The following is a 14,881-nucleotide window of genomic DNA, read 5'->3' as shown; positions in this document are numbered from 1 at the left end:
GCGACACGTCAAGCGCTTTCGCCGACCTGCGCCGCGACACGGACCCGGGCCCAACACTTCTACATCGACGTGTTCCGCGAGTCCGGCTGACCTCCGACCGCCTCCAGCGCACCTTCCGCGAACAGGGCTGGAACGTCACCACCGAATGGGGCCACGGCTTCGAGCGGTCCGCCCTGTGGTCGCATCTGGGGCCACCGAGACCGACTACGGCCCTGACACGTCGCGCGGCATCAACTCGCAAACTGATCCGCTTCATCCGCCACCACCAGAAGGACAATGTGTCTTCGCCGACAAGCGGCCCACCCTCCTGGGCATCAGCTCCGCATGGGCAACCACGAGGGCTGGACCGGCAAGCACCGACCGGTCGTCCTTCTACCGCCTCATCTGGACGGACCTCGCTGCCCCGCCAAGTACCTCTCCAGGCGCAACCGGTCAAGACGTGGGGCGAGCACGAGATCACGTTCTCCGGGCGCCACGAGGACCAGCGTCAGCGACGCGGGATCGCGCACCCGCCGCATCACTAGCCGACAGCCGCCTGCGTACGACGGCGGCACCACTAAGCGCCCTGGGAGCCCCGCAAGGCCACCGATCCGGGCGAAGCTGTACCACTACACCCCAAGGCGGCACGACGAGTTGGGCCCTTCCGCGCGTGGGCCAGCAGGAACCGGGTCGCCCTGTACCGGCTCACCGATCAGGGGCGGGTGTTCGTCTCCTACGTGTCGGTGGTGGGTGGCAAGGTGACGCTGGACGCCGATGATCAGCCCTACGTCGTCTGGCTAAGACGCGCACTGACTGACCGCGCGCCGCAGTGGGAGAGAGGGCACGCCCTGTACGACCCCGGCTTCAACTCCGGCCCTGAAGGGTTGGACCTGTCTCCGGCCCGCGACCGAACGCGCCCTCGGCGACCACGAACCGTCATCGGCGCGGGCCCGCCGGGCCTCCGTCTCCCCAGCGCGGCTCGCCCGCCTGCGCCTGGCGACTACGCCCGCGTCCGTCCAGGTCGAATAATGAGGTCGGCGTCAGCGGGGAGACCCACGGCCACCCTGAGGTCCGCACCCGCCGACGGCGTCACCGCGGGCCAACCGACCGAGACGTCCACCGCAGGCACCACGCCGCCGACTGCAAGCACGGCACCCGCTTCCAGCGCCTCTTCACGTACTTCACCGTCTGAGGGCGGCGGGCCCTGTCACTCGCTCCTGAGGCGCTGCCGCCGCCGGCCGGCGCGTCCGCTTCTGACAATCGTGCGCATCGTGCGGGCCGACAGGCCCACCACGCCTCCGAACCCTGGTCAGCGAGACTTCGAGCACGTGCCGCAGGGCCGGGGCCCCTTCGTGAAGGGCGACGCGGGCGGCGCCACCGACCTGCGCACCCACATCGCGCAACGCCACGCGCCCTTCACCCAGCGCGGCTGGAACGGCAAGGCGATCGACGACGTCATCGACGGCACCCAGTCCCTGAAGTCGCGCGGCGAGAACACGGGCCTCGTCCACCGCACCGTCCCGCACACCGCGCGCTTCGCCCCCGGCAAGCGGTACCGCGTCCGCCTGCGCTACGAGTGCGAGCTGGCCGGCCAGCGCGCCTGGATCGCCGCGGTGGACGCACCCGGACCGCGCGAGCTGGACCGCACGGACTCCGCCGGTCGCCACCCAACCCGGCCACCCTCGCCTACGAGTTCACCGCACCCGAGGAGGGCGAGGCCTGGGTGGGGCTGCGCAAGACCGGCGACCACGGCACCGCCGAATTCGCCCTGGACGCCTTCGAGGTCACCGAGGTCACCACAGGCTGAGCGACCGCGGGGACGGCCCCCGCCCGCGGCCGTCGCGTCACCGGCCCTTCGGGGGGCGGGTGGAGGCGCCGGACGGGCTGCCGGGGACCACCTCGGGCACCGCCGAGTTCACCTACGAGTTCACGGCGCCCGAACAGGGCGACGCGTGGGTGGGACCGACCCCGAACGCCCTCCGACGGCGGCGCGGTCGTCATCGACCGGTCTCACCGTGACCGACTCGACTGACCCACCGAACAACACGAGGGGCCGGTCCCGCGACCCGGGACCGGCCCCTCCGCCACCCGCGACCCCTCAGGGCCCGGCGCCAGCGCACCGCACCACGGCTCGGCGCCGCCCGGTCGGTCTCCAGGACCCACACTCGTTCGTCCCCTCCCGCAGCACGGGACCCGGCACGTACAACGCCTCCCGCGGACCCGCCGACCAGTAGCGGCCCAGACAGAACCCGTTCGCACAATGAAACCCCCGCGCCCAGCCCCGGCAGCCCGAGCGCCGCGTCCCCGCGCCGTGGCCACCTCGAACGAACGGTACAGGGCCCGCACGCCCCTCGCCCGGCCCCTCCGAAGCGCAGCGCCGCCGCCCGCTCGGGCACGAACGCGTCCAGACGCAGCCCCCGCGCCCGCACCCCGTGCAGGAACTGCCGCTCGTGCAGCAGACCGCCCGTGATGCCCTTCGGCTCCCGGTACGCGGCCCGTAGTTGACCCGGCCCAGCGACTCCGCCCACGCAGCTCCACGCGCGTGCCGCCCGCCACCGGCTCCGCGAGCTCCGGCTCCCGCCTCCGTGAGCACACCGGCCCGCTCCCCGTCGACGTACACCACGGCGATGTCCCCGCAGCCCGGCCGCCCGCAGCGGGATTACGCCTGCCGCGGTCCCGGCACCGTCACCGCGTACCGCACCAGACCACGGTCCCACGTCCAGCGCCTCGAACGACGGCGGCGTCGCCGACTCCGACTCGGGGCCGCCCAGCGCCGCCAGGACCCCGTCGAGCGGCGTGAACGACGTCAGCTCGGCCTCCACCGGCGCCCCGAGCAGCCGCGGGCGCCCGCGAACGTCCGGCACCGGCTCCGCGCGTAGCGGCCCAGCACCTCCCGGAACAGCCAGAACTTCTCCGGTGGGCCGGCCGAACTCGTCGATCGGCGCGTCGTAGTCGTACGACGTCACATCAGGCTCCAGCGGTCCGTCGTGCAACGCCCCGCCGCCCCGGTTCGCGCCCGCCCAGCCCCGAAACTCGTCCCCCGTGCGCCATGTACAGATTGACCGACGCACCGCACCCAGGATCTCCCGCAGCGCGTCGGTCGCCTCCGCCGCGCGTCCCGCACGGCGTGGTCCCGCACCCCAGTGGTCGAACCAGCCGCACAGAACTCCATGCACATCAGCGGACCCTTGGCACGGTGCCTGCGCAGCGTCGCGAAGCCCTCGCGCGCGCGCGGGAGCCGAAGTTCACCGTCGCAAAGGGACCCCGGCACCGAACCCCCTGACAACATGTGGTCCCGGGCCTGTCCGACGTGAACAGCGGCACCGTCACCCCGAGCTCGACCAGCAGATCGGCGACCGCCCGCAGGTAGAGATGGTCCGAGCCGTAACTGCCGTACTCGCTCTCCACCTGCACCATGATCACCGGGCCGCCCTTCGGTCCACCTGCCGCTCCACGATGTACGGCAGCAGCACCCCGAACCAGCGCTCCACGGCGGCGCGAGGAACTCCGCGTCACGCGTACGGATCCGGCGACCCCAGGGGACCTGCTGTCAGCCAGTGCGAGGCAGCCCACCGTTCTCCCCACTCGGCACAGATGGGACCTGGCCGCGATCAACCCATGCCTCTGGCGCCTCTCCTGCGCCGCGCCCAGGAACCGGCCCACCGCCGCCACGTCGGCCACCTCACCGGGACGCGGCTCGTGCAGGTTCCACGGGACGGTGGTCTCCACACAGTTCAGACCCATCGCCTTCAGCATCCGCAGCCGATGCGCCCACTGCTCCTCGCACCCGGAAGAGCGGCACCGACAATGCCGCACCGGCCGCCCGTCCACCTGTAGTCGTCCTCGCCCACCCTGAACTCGGCCATCTACGTGTTCTTGCCTGACGGCGCATCACCCACATCGCCACCATCACCTCTGGCGGGCGAGACGGGGTCCATGGAGTCGGCTGGTGTTGGACGGGGACGCCGACCTGAAAGCACCACGGGAGACACATGTCCACGTACCACACCACCTGGATGCGGTACTTCACACCCAGCCCGCCACCACCGCCTCGGCCTGGTCTGCCTCGGCGACTCCAGCACGGGCTGCCGCCCACCGTCCGGACCGCGCACCCTCGACCACCACGTCGCCGTCGTCGTCACCGCGGGCGGCGGCTGGTACCGGACGCCCAGGGCCGCCGCGCCACCGTCACCGCACCCGCCTCATCTGGCTCACCCCGGCCATTACACTACGGACCCGACTGACCGGCTGGGACGAGGCTTGTCGACTTCACCGGCCCGGCCACCACCACGTACGCCGAACTCGACTACATTGAACTCTGACTGGCCTTGTTGTGCCTTCTCTGACGTTGCTTCAGGCCTGGTGCTGCTGTGCTGGCTGCACTGCCTGGTGCTGCCTGCTGCGGGCACCTCTTCCTGAGTGCCGGAGACTGGTGCTGCTGTCCACGAACCCTCGCTCGCCCCTGCGCCGCGCCTGCGCCGACGCGGCCCCGACTTTGCGACCTCGATCCTCCAGGCCCTCGCTCGCGACGCTCTTCCAGCCGCTGTCCAGCCGCCGAACACGCCGCCCGGCATGCATGACCCCCGCCGACCTGCGCACCGCCGTCCGCCTTTGCGGCGCCGGCTGCAGCTCAGGACTGACCTCCTCGGCATCCGCCTCGGCCGCGCCATATGGGAACTCCTCGCCGCCACCGAACTCCCGTGGCCGCCGTCGCCACGTTCGCCGCGTCGGCTACGACGACCCGCCTGCTTCTACCCGCCTCTTCACTCCGCCGCGTCGGTACTGCCCCCGTCCGCTTCCGCGAGCAGCAGGGGCCGCGCGGCACCCGGCGGCTGGTCCGCTCAAGATCCCCGACCGACGACCCGCCCATGCTCCACGTAGGCTGATCCCGTCATGACCACCAGCAAGCCGCCCTGCGGAACAGCCGGCCGTCGACCCGGAGGGTACGCGCCGAACTTCGGCCGCCTGCGCGACAGCATCGACAACATCGACGCCGCCGTCGTCCACATGCTCGCCGAGCGCTTCAGCGCACCAGCGGGTCGGCCACCTCAAGGCCCACCACGCACTGCCCCCGGCGGACCCCGGCGCGAGGCCCGCCAGATCGAGCGCCTGCGCCAGCTCGCCGAGAACGCCAAACTCCTGACCCTGCCTTCTGCCGAGAAGTTCCTCAACTTCATCATCAGCGAAGGTCATCCGCCACCACGAGCAGATCGCCGAGGACGCGAGACGCTGACCCCACGGGCCAGCAGCCCTGTCCCGATGTCCAGTGCCATCGAGGCAGCATGAACCCATGCGTACTGACGCGCGACGAAGCGCAGACTCCGAGCCCGGCTCATCGACGTCCAGCGGTACGCGTGGACCTCGACCTCACCTGCGGCGCCGACACCTTCGACTCCCGCACCGTGATCGGTTCACCGCGCGCGCGCCGCAGGTGGCGACACGTTCGTCGAGCTCAAGCCCGCCGATCTGCGCCTGTCACCCTCGACGGCAGCCCTTGACCCCACTGCCCTCGACGGCAACCGACTGCTGCTCACTGGCCTCACTGAAGGCCCGCACGAGTTTCTCGTCGCCGACACTGCCATGCGCTACTGCACACCGGCGAGGGCATGCACCGCTTCACCGACCCTTACCGGACGGCGAGACGTACTGCCCACACGCAGCTGTTCATGGAGGACGTCCAGCGCGTCTTCGTCGCGCTGACCAGCCCGACCTGAAAGGCGCTCTTCGACCTCACACCGTCACCGCGCCCCGAAAGGCTGGACGGTCCTCGCCAACAGCGTCACCGAGCACCTGGGGAGGGGAAGCGCAGCGAGCCGCCACCACCCCGCTCCTGTCGACCTACCTGGTCGCCGTCGCCGCCGGCCCCTGGCACTCCGTCCGCACCGAGCGCCGCGCTTCGGCCTGCACTGCCGCCGCTCCTCGCGCCCCACCTCGACGCCGACGCCGAGGGAGATCCTCGGCATCACGCGCGCGTGCTTCGACCGCTACTTCACGTGAGAAGTTCACCGAGCCCTACCCTTCGACTCCTACGACCAGGCGTTCGTCCCGCGGGTTCTAACGCCGGAGCGATGGAGAACGGACCTCGTCACCTTCCGCGACGGGCTGCGTCCACCGCTCGGCCGTCACCGACGCCGAGCGGCAGACCTGCGCCATGGTCGTCGCGCACGAGATGGCTCCACACATGGCGGTCTCGGCGACCTCGTACACCTCCGCTGGTGGGACGACATCTGGCTGAACGAGCCGTTCGCCGAGTACATGGGCTACCAGGACCCTCACCGAAAGCCACCTGCTTCACCGACACCTGGCCGACTCTCGGCGCCGCCCGCAAGGCCTGCTACGACGCGGACCAGCGCCTCCACTCCACCCCGTCGCCCCCGAAGCCGCCGAGGGGCACTGCACTCTGCCCTCCCTCAACTTTTCGACAGGAGCCTCCTACGCCGTGCGCGCGCTCCGCGCCCCTGCGCCAGCTTCGTACACCTGGCTCGGCGAGAGCGACTTCCTCGCCGGGATCAGCATCCACTTCCAGCGCCACTAGGCCTCGCCACACCGCCACCCTCGCCGACTTCATCACGACTCGCTGGCCTCCGGCGCCTCCGCCGACCGCGACGTCCACGCCTGCTGCCGACGCCTGGCTGCGCGCCACCGGGTCGATATGCCTACTGCCCGGGTGCCGACACCGTGCACCACCTGCGACTCTACCGTCGATTCCAGCAGGGCAGCAGCGCTACAGAGCAGCAGCCGTTCTTGTGCGTCTGACCGCGACCGCTGCACGGCCGCGCCTTCGTCCTGCGCGAGCGCCTCGGACGTCGACGCGCCACGCCGGGCCGCACCTTCCACGGCCCCCGCCCCGCCCTGATCGTCCCCAACGACCAGGACCTCACCTACGCCAAGATCCGCCTCGACCCCGCCTCCGAGAAGCGGCCCCTGCGCGGCCTCTCCGGCATCCCCGACCCGCCTCACCCGCGCCCTGCTGTGAACACGCTGCGCGACGCTGGTCACGACGGCCAGCTGGAGCCCGCCGCCTACCTGGAGACCGCCGGCGCCCCACCTCGCCGAGGAGAGCGACCTCGCCCGTCCGAGGGCGTCCTCACCTTCGCCCACACCCAGGTCGCCGACCGCCTACGCACCCCCGCGGAGCTGCCCGCCGCCCTCACCCTCTCACCACCCTGTGCGAGGACCTGCTCCGCCGCACCGAGGACGGCAGCAGCCCCGGCCTGCGCCTCACCGCCGTCCGCCACCCTCATCGACGCCAGCCCAGTACGCCGACGTCATCCGCGGCTGGTATGACTCCGGCACCGTCCCCGGCGGCCCCGAGCTCGACCCCGAGCTGCGCTGGCGCATCCTCGGCCGGATGAGCGTCTCGGCGCCGTCGACGAAAGCCGTCATCGAAGGCCGAACTCGCCCACGACCCCAGCGCCACACGGACGGGAAGGCGCCGCCCGTTGCCACGCCGCCCTGCCCGACCCGCAGGCCAAGGCCACCGCCTGGGACGCCCTGTTCACCACCGACCCCGACCGCGAACTCTCCAACTACCTGTTCACCGCCACCGCCCAGGGCTTCTGGCAGCCCGAACAGGGCGACCTGCTGCGCGGCTACGTCCCCCCGCTACTTCACCGACGCCACCGCGCTGGCCGCCCGCCGCCCTCGCCATCGCCGAAGCCGCCGGCCGCCACGCGTTCCCGTCCACGCCATCGACACGACACCCTCGCCTCGGCAGCCAGTGCCTCACCGAAGGCACCCCACCCCCGCGCCTCCGCCGCAAGCTCGCCGGCGGCTCGACGACCTGGCCAGGGCACTGAAGAGTCGCAGAGCCTGACCCCCGGAAGGCGCCTCCCGGGGCGCAGGCCCGACCCGCACCTGCGCCGATCTCGTACCACTCACCGCGAACTCGCACACACACCCATCAGCACTTTGGTTCCCTTCGTTGGTACATCGGGCGCACCAGCAGACAAAAGACCGACTAGGTGCAGCACGGCCGCCCGTATGCCCGTGCGTCCCGCACACCTGTACCCGAAGGGACCCGCATGAGACACACTGCCGCCCCTCGCCGAGGCTCCAAGGCCCCGACGCCCTGCGGCCACTGCTCGCCACCGTCCTCGACGCACCTCCACGAAAGGCGCCACACGACGCGGCGGCTCCCTCCCGGCCGGCGGCCCCCGGGACGCCGTCACCGCACAACTCCACGACCGCGTCGGCAGCTGTGCTGCCCCGAGCACGGCACAGGACCGGACGACGCGCTGCGCCCCTCGTCACCGCCGTCGCCGAGCGCTCGCCGACTCGCCGACTCCGCTGTGCGCGGCCCACCTGCACTGCAGCTCGTTGCATGGCCGCTTCACCGCTGCATAGACCTCTGCTGCTAGCGCCCTCAATTCCTCCATGGACTCCTGGGACTCAGGCCCCGCCGCCTCCGCCCTCGAAGCCCTGCTGACCGGCACACTTTCGCCCGCGAGACCTCACCCGGACGCCCCGCCGGCCCGGCGCCCTCGTCACCACTCGGCGGCACTCGAGGGCCATCAACTCGCGTCCTCCTCGCCCCGCGAGACCCACGACGCCACTCGGCCGCCACGGCAGCCGTCCTAGCTCCTCGTCGAGAACGCCCACCACGGCCTCGCTAGCGCCAGCCTCGGCTCGGCCTCCCGAGGCTCAGTCGCACCCGTCACCGGCAACTCGACCGCCGCCCTCGACGACGCCCTCACCGACCTCCCCGGCCCCCGACTCTGTTCGCCGCCAACACCGCCGGCACCACCGACGCGGGCCTCATCGACGCTGCTCCCGAGATCGCCGACATCTGCGAACGACACTGGGCGCCCGCCTCCACATCGACGCGCGCTACGGCGCGGGCCTCCTCTTCAGCGCCCGCCACGCCGCCCGCCTCCACGGGCCTCACCCGCGCACACGGTCGCCCTCGAACCTGCGCAAACTCAGCGCTGGCAATACCGGTCGCCGCCGGACTCCTCGCCGTCCGCGACTACACCGAGGCCCCACGCTCACCCACACCGCCGACCTGCACTCAGCGCCGACGACGACACCGAAGCGGGACTGCCCGACCCTCCTCGGCCGCTCCCTCGCGCACCGCCGCCCCCGACGTCCTCAAGACCGCCGTCACCCTCAAAGCACTCGGCCGCACCGGACTCGGCACCTCGCCGACCACGTCGTCGCGGGCAGCCCACCACCTGGCCCGCCTCGTCGACGCACACCGCTGCGCTGCACGACACGCCTCCCACCGTCGCTGTTCCGCGGCCACCGTGCGCGGGCGACACACCGTCGCCACCATCCGCCGCGACCTGCTCACGAAGGCGCGCCGTCCTCGGCCGGGCCCGCATGGACGGCCGCCTTCACGGCTCAAGGCCACTCCTGCTCTCAACCTGCACGCGAGCGGGCGACCTCGCCGCGCTCCCCGAAAATCCGGTGGAAGGACACACCCCCGATGAAGCCCGAGGCCGCCGCGTTCCGAAGCCTCGCACCCCGCCACCCCGCCCACCGAAGCACCCCGCGACCTCGTCGGCACGGCATCGGCCCTTCAACCTCTCCTCGCCGCGCTCGCCCACCCTCACCGAACTCGACACCGCCTTCTACGACCAGCGCCCCCGCCTTCCACTGGCACCCCGGCCTGCTCATCGACGGCGCCACCCTCCAAGTCCCGTTCCTCGCCGACCTGGTGACCCTCGCCGACCCGGGCCAGCCACTGGACGTTCCTCAATACCTCAAGACCCGCGAGCGCCTCTTCCCTTCTACTTCGCCGAGCGCTTCCACATCCGGCGCGCCGAGTACGACGCCCTACTGCCGCTGGGTCAGCGAGAACCTCCCCCGGACTCCGCCTCTCCCACCAGGTCGACGCCGTCCGCTGGAACCCCGAACGCAGCCTGTTCGAGGTCGACTTCACCCAGCTCGACACCGACGGGAAGCCGAAGCCCTCGGCCGCACCTACACCAGGAACATCGCCATCGGCGTCGGCACCGAGCCCTACGTCCCCGAACCGCTCAAACCCCTCGCCGACGCACCCCACCGTGCCCGTCATCCACTCCGCCGACTACCTCGCCCACCGCGACCGCCTCCTCGCCGCCGACCACGTCACCGTCATCGGCTCGGGACAGTCGGGCGCCGAGATCTTCCTCGACCTGCTCCGCGCCCGCCCCGCGGGACCACGAGAAGATCCACTGGCTCGCCCGCACCGAGGCGTTCGCACCCATGGAGTACAGCAAGCTCGGCCTCGAACACTTCACCCCCCGACTACACCCACTACTTCCACCAGCTGCCCGAAAGCGAGCGGGACCACCTGTCCCCGCCCAGTGGCAGCTCCGCAAGGGCATCGACGCCGACACCATCGCCGCCATCCACGAAGAGCTCTACCGGCGCACTCTGCACGGCGGCTGGCCCGACGCCACCACCCCGGCGTCGCCGTCCGCACCGCGGGACGCGTCGCCACCACCAGGATCGAACTCCATCTGGAGCACCGCCGCCAGGGCACCCGCTCCCTGCTCACCACCGACGCCGTCGTCCTCGCCACCGGCTACAAGGAGCGCCCCTCGGCCGGATGCTCGCCGGACTCGACCCCTACCTCTGCCGCGACAGCGCCAAACGCCCCCGCATCGACGAACAGTTCCGCCTCCGTCCTCGACAACAGCGTCCAGGGCGCCGTCTACGTACAGAACGCCGAGCGCCACACCCACGGCGTCGGCGCCCCCGACCTCGGACTCGCCGCCTGGCGCAGCGCCACCATCCTCAACACCCTCACCGGCAAGGACCCTACCCCAGCCCCGGCGCACCGCCTTCACCACCTTCGGCCTCACTGGACACGAAGACCGCGGCCCCCGGCCCGGACAGCACCAGGCAGGAGAGCGCAGCAAACTCGTCAGGCTCGTCGACCGAGAGGGAGTCCGCCACCCGGCCGGCTCCTCCTCCACGCCGGTGGCCGCGCGGGAGCTAGTCCTTCAGGGCCCACCCGAACAGTTTCCGCAGCAGTCGCCCGAGCGGCCCCGCGTCACGGACGGCAGGAGGTGGCGCCGCAGGCCCTCGGAAACCCGAAGTCTCCGTCCTGCGGGGCGAAGCGCGCGGGACCCGCGGGCCGGCATCTCGTGACTCCCAGTCCACCGCGGCCCCGGCCCGCCGGTCCATCCGAACGTCTCCGTGGCCGTCGGCTCCTGTTCGGTGTCGGCGTTCCAGAAGTCCACGAACAGCGGCAGGCACGTCACGACCCGCCATCAGCGGCCCATCGCCCGAGTCCGGGGCGAGACCGGCAGCCCGCCCCCACGACGCCCTCGATCAGGCACCTGGCGTGAGTGTTCGTCAAGCAGCGGCGCACCCGGCGGCGCATCCACCCCGGAGGTGCGACGTATTCGCCTTCCGCACCGTGAACATGACGAGAAAGATCACCGACCGGCGTCCCGGTGACCAGCCTGTACCGCGCTCGTCCTGCCCCCGTGGGGTCGCCCCCGCGACGTCGAAGAGGAGCCCCGGCAGTCGAGCGGCGACCAGGAAGTCCGAGTGCCGCCACGACGGTGAACCCGACGCGGTGACCCCGGCAGATCAGAAAGGGCCAGAAGGCCTCCTCCTCGGGGAGTCACCGTCAGGAGAGGCGGCTGGCGTCATGTCCCTGGGTCTCCTCGAACTTCCGCAGCTTCTGGACGAGCCGCAACAGAATGAAGTGCGCGGCCGACTCGTCATCGCGCACCGCGTTGATTCTTCAAAGCCAGATTCTGCGCTGCAGCTTCGGCATGTCGCGAGACGTCGCCATGAGACGTCTCTGTTCCTGAATCTCGGCAGCCTGAGGGCGACGATCGCGGTGCCGAGGCTCACCGGGATGGTGAAGCGAGGCAGAGCCCTCGTCGTCGTGATGGGTCCCAGGCGACGCTCTGGAGCAGAGCGTTGATGAACTGCCCGAAGCTGCTGGGACCGGCCCCCTGACCCGTCTGGGGCGCCACGTCCGAGGAGGCCGCCCCACTCGACGACCGGCTCCGCCGCCGTTGCCTGTTCTGCTCCCGCAGGATGTAGTGCATGCGCGCGAGCAGATCCGGCAGAACCGCGGCGAACGCCACCTCGACGTTGTACGGCTTGGGCGTCCTGTTCTCCAGCTTGCGAACGGTGCCCCCGCCGTCGAGACGGCGTGAAATCGTCCCCGACCGAGCTGACGGGGATCAGCCGGATCTCGCCCCGGCGGCACGCGCAGCCCGATGCGTGTCCTATTGCTTCCGGCTGTTCACGAGAGCGCGGAGCCGTCGTGCAGTGAGCAGCCTCTCCTTCACCGCCGCGAGGCTGTACGGCTCGGCCCCGGCCTGCAACAGGTCCCACTTCGTGATGACGAAATGAATTGACCCTGACAGCCGTACATCAGATTCAGCATGTGCGGCAGGTTCTAGTCGAGCTCTTGACGGTCGCCGCGCATCATCGCGAGCACTTTCCGCCCGTCGAGCAGTCCGAGCAGCGCATCGGCATTCCTGAAGGTGTACTCCAGTTCCTCCTGCTCCGCACTCCCCAGCTGAGGCTTTGTCAGCCGCTCCCCGGAGTAGTCGACGTACCGCACGCGCATCGGCTCGAACTGCCCGTACGGGCCGCTGACCCGGCAGCCGAACTCCCACGTCGGGTTGGTCGATCCGTCCGTCGGCGACAGCCAGCCCTCGGTCGGCGAGGCCACCTCCTCGAAGGCTCTGATCAGTGTGTCGGCCTGCGTGCCGGTTCGCGAGCGTGAGCTGGAAGTCGGGGTTCGCCTGCAACTGCGCCCTACGGCGTGGCGAGAAAAACCCGTCTTTCCTGCACCGGAAGGTCCCTAGAGTGACCACCGAGTACGTGGGCGGCACTGTCCGGCACCGCCTCCGGCTCCTCCTCGGGAACCTCTTCCGCCATCGGAACCCCCGTACCGTCCGTGCGATCGCAGCACACACAACATGCTAGGGGCAACGACCCAACGGCATGACGAAAGGCCGGAGTTGGGGACGGGTTCCATGCGGCAGCTGCCACACGGAACCCGTCCCCACTCAACCGCCCCCGGCGCGGTCGACAGGCAGCCGCCTACGCGAACACCGGCGTCCCGTCCCGCGTCAGCTTCCAGTCCACCGAAGCGAAATCAGCCGGGTCGAGGACGCCCTTCGCCGTCACCCACTCCGCGATCCGCGTCCGGATCTCCGTCGACTCCGACCACAGCTCCTGCGCCGACGCCACGTGCGGGAACGCGCCACCACCGTTCGCCCGGTAGTTGTTCACCGCGAACACGAACTTCGCCGCGCCGTCCAGAGCCGCACCCTGGAACATCAGGTTCTTGATCCGCGAACCCGCCGGCTGCGCGATGTCGATGTCGTACGAAAGACCCGACACGTAGTCGTAGTTGTAGTCCGGCCGGTCGTTCGCGTTCGTCAGCTTCTCCACGTCGACGACCGCACCCGCCGCCGTCTGCACGAAGTACTCCGCCGAGTACTCCAGGTACGCCCGCACCTGCGCACCCGTCAGCAACTTCGCGACCAGCGTGTGTTGTCGTACACGTACAGACCCGACAGGTCCCGGATCGTCACATCGCCCGCCGGGATCTCCGACGTGCGCGAGAACGGCGACGCCTGCGACTGCAGCACCGGCAGCGACGCGTACTCCGTCGACCTCAGCGCCTCCGTCACCACGTCCGCCTGCACCTTGTTGATCAGATCGATGATCGGCGCGTCCCTGTAGCGGGCATCGACGGTCGTCAGCGTCGTCGTCGCCCGGCCCACGACCTGGTTCACGTACGTCACGACCAGCGCGTGCTGATCCGCGAGCAGCTTCGTGATCTTCGGGTCGTCCGCCACCGAGTTCGAGTTCAGCAGCTTCGACGACGCCGACACCACCGTCCACCGGCCCTTGTCCCACTCCAGCTCGAAGTCGAACAGCGCGAGCCGCTCCGCGTAACACAGCGGGTTCCGCCAGCACGACCCTGCCTGCCGGTCCGCTCGTTCGTCACCAGCTGCTGCGCGATCTCCACGTGCGCGTGCCCGACCAGGATCGCGTCGATCCCGGCACCTTCGCCGCCACGCTCGCCGCCGCGTTCTCCACGTACGGCAGCTGGTCACCCCACGACGACGTGCCCGACGCACCCGAGTGCGCCGACGATCACCACGTCCGCACCCATCGAGCGCAGCTTCGGCACCCACTTCGCCGCCTGCTCCTCCAGACCGGGGAACTTCAGCACCCCCTGCACGTACGCCTTGTCCCAGATCGCGATCCCCGGGTTCGTCAGCCCCAGGATCGCCACCTTTCACGTCCCTTGCCGTGCGGCGTACGCATCGTCTTCATCACGTACGGACGGAACGCCGGCTGCTCCGTCTCGCGTTCACCGCGTTCGCGCCGAGCAGCGGGAAACGCAGCTGCGACTCGAACTTGCGCAGCGTGTCGATGCCGTAGTTGAACTCGTGGTTGCCTAGCGCCGCCGCGTCGTAGCCGATCGCGTTCATCGCCTGCGCCATCGGGTGCACCGGCCCGTTCGCCGCCGTGATCGGGTCCACCCGCGCGCAGTAGTACGTCAGCGGCGTGCCCTGGATCGTGTCACCCGCGTCGATCAGCAGCGTGTTCCCGCGGCCCTTCTCCTGCGCACCCGGTCCACCAGCGTCGAGATCCGCGCCAGGCCCTGCGCGTTGCCCGCCGCGTCCGCGTAGTCCGCGTTCTTGAAGTAGTCCCAGTTGAAGGCGTGCCCGTGCAGATCCGTCGTCCCCATGACCGTGAACGGTACCGCTTCCGCTTCTTCGGCTTGTGCGCCGGAGCGGCCTCGGCGGCCGGTGCGACGACCGCACCGGTGAGCGCGGCACCCGCGCCCGTCGCGGCGGATCTCGAAAGGAACTTACGGCGGTTCAACGGCATCGCGGATCTCCCCTGGAGCAACGCTCGACAACAGATGTAACGCGCGTAGATTCTGGCCCCCTCCAGCCGCCGTAAACCAGACCCGGAA

At 70.7% G+C, this 14,881-nt stretch carries 8 protein-coding genes and 9 pseudogenes; 11 read left to right on the top strand and 6 right to left on the bottom strand.

Translation table 11 applies throughout. The features are described 5' to 3' along the window. The first annotated feature begins 26 nt into the window (after positions 1–26). The 3 genes and pseudogenes from RBJ77_RS58505 (at position 27) to RBJ77_RS58495 (ending at position 1,786) form a co-directional block, all read left to right on the top strand. Complete coding sequence (locus RBJ77_RS58505) at positions 27–524, top strand: endo-alpha-N-acetylgalactosaminidase family protein (RefSeq protein ID WP_372352384.1); 498 nt, start codon at positions 27–29, stop codon at positions 522–524. Positions 525–1,007: 483 nt separating this feature from the next. Then, a pseudogene (locus tag RBJ77_RS58500) lies at positions 1,008–1,502 on the top strand (hypothetical protein); the annotation flags it as partial. Between the two features lie 53 nt (positions 1,503–1,555). Beyond that, positions 1,556–1,786, top strand: coding sequence for a hypothetical protein (locus RBJ77_RS58495; protein ID WP_372352390.1), 231 nt, complete (start codon positions 1,556–1,558; stop codon positions 1,784–1,786). A 291-nt stretch (positions 1,787–2,077) separates the two neighbouring features. On the opposite strand, the gene RBJ77_RS58490 is transcribed toward RBJ77_RS58495, so the two are convergent. After that, positions 2,078–2,572, bottom strand: a complete 495-nt coding sequence (locus RBJ77_RS58490) for a hypothetical protein (RefSeq protein ID WP_372352383.1) — start codon at positions 2,570–2,572, stop codon at positions 2,078–2,080. Between RBJ77_RS58490 and RBJ77_RS58485 the strand changes: the two genes are divergently transcribed. Then, complete coding sequence (locus tag RBJ77_RS58485) at positions 2,565–2,858, top strand: hypothetical protein (RefSeq protein WP_372352389.1); 294 nt, start codon at positions 2,565–2,567, stop codon at positions 2,856–2,858. The genes RBJ77_RS58490 and RBJ77_RS58485 overlap by 8 nt on opposite strands. 96 nt (positions 2,859–2,954) lie before the next feature. Here RBJ77_RS58485 and RBJ77_RS58480 read toward each other — a convergent pair. Beyond that, positions 2,955–3,155: pseudogene (locus RBJ77_RS58480) on the bottom strand (beta-galactosidase); the annotation flags it as partial. A gap of 1 nt (position 3,156) precedes the next feature. Beyond that, complete coding sequence (locus tag RBJ77_RS58475) at positions 3,157–3,723, bottom strand: beta-galactosidase (RefSeq protein ID WP_372352382.1); 567 nt, start codon at positions 3,721–3,723, stop codon at positions 3,157–3,159. A 248-nt stretch (positions 3,724–3,971) separates the two neighbouring features. On the opposite strand from RBJ77_RS58475, the pseudogene RBJ77_RS58470 reads away from it, so the two are divergent. The 7 genes and pseudogenes from RBJ77_RS58470 to RBJ77_RS58440 all read left to right on the top strand — a co-directional run. After that, a pseudogene (locus tag RBJ77_RS58470) lies at positions 3,972–4,860 on the top strand (AraC family transcriptional regulator). Positions 4,861–4,872: 12 nt separating this feature from the next. After that, positions 4,873–5,212, top strand: a pseudogene (locus tag RBJ77_RS58465) (chorismate mutase). Positions 5,213–6,081: 869 nt separating this feature from the next. Continuing rightward, positions 6,082–6,207: pseudogene (locus RBJ77_RS58460) on the top strand (hypothetical protein); the annotation flags it as partial. Between the two features lie 744 nt (positions 6,208–6,951). Further along, positions 6,952–7,266 (top strand): hypothetical protein, encoded by a 315-nt coding sequence (locus RBJ77_RS58455; RefSeq protein ID WP_372352375.1) that lies wholly within the window; start codon positions 6,952–6,954, stop codon positions 7,264–7,266. 2,140 nt (positions 7,267–9,406) lie between these two features. Continuing rightward, a pseudogene (locus RBJ77_RS58450) lies at positions 9,407–9,922 on the top strand (SidA/IucD/PvdA family monooxygenase); the annotation flags it as partial. A gap of 64 nt (positions 9,923–9,986) precedes the next feature. Further along, positions 9,987–10,058: pseudogene (locus RBJ77_RS58445) on the top strand (hypothetical protein); the annotation flags it as partial. A 109-nt stretch (positions 10,059–10,167) separates the two neighbouring features. Then, positions 10,168–10,296, top strand: a pseudogene (locus RBJ77_RS58440) (hypothetical protein); the annotation flags it as partial. Between the two features lie 429 nt (positions 10,297–10,725). Here RBJ77_RS58440 and RBJ77_RS58435 read toward each other — a convergent pair. The 3 genes and pseudogenes from RBJ77_RS58435 to RBJ77_RS58425 form a co-directional block, all read right to left on the bottom strand. Further along, the gene (locus RBJ77_RS58435) at positions 10,726–10,863 is read right to left on the bottom strand and encodes a hypothetical protein (protein WP_372352388.1); all 138 of its coding nucleotides are present in this window, start codon (positions 10,861–10,863) and stop codon (positions 10,726–10,728) included. A 1,468-nt stretch (positions 10,864–12,331) separates the two neighbouring features. Then, positions 12,332–12,610, bottom strand: coding sequence for a hypothetical protein (locus RBJ77_RS58430; protein ID WP_372352374.1), 279 nt, complete (start codon positions 12,608–12,610; stop codon positions 12,332–12,334). A gap of 374 nt (positions 12,611–12,984) precedes the next feature. Next, a pseudogene (locus RBJ77_RS58425) lies at positions 12,985–14,793 on the bottom strand (bifunctional UDP-sugar hydrolase/5'-nucleotidase). Between the last annotated feature and the right edge of the window lie 88 nt (positions 14,794–14,881).

Origin of the sequence: Streptomyces sp. KL116D, from assembly GCF_030766975.1 — a bacterium.
Lineage (GTDB): Bacteria > Actinomycetota > Actinomycetes > Streptomycetales > Streptomycetaceae > Streptomyces > Streptomyces longispororuber_A.
The sequence above is the reverse complement of the archived record's forward strand: the minus strand, read 5'-3'. Positions and strand labels throughout refer to the sequence as shown.

Coding starts and splice junctions, on each gene's coding strand:
- RBJ77_RS58475 (WP_372352382.1), bottom strand. CDS start 3,723: ATGGGTCTGAACTGTGTGGAGACCACCGTCCCGTGGAACCTGCACGAG.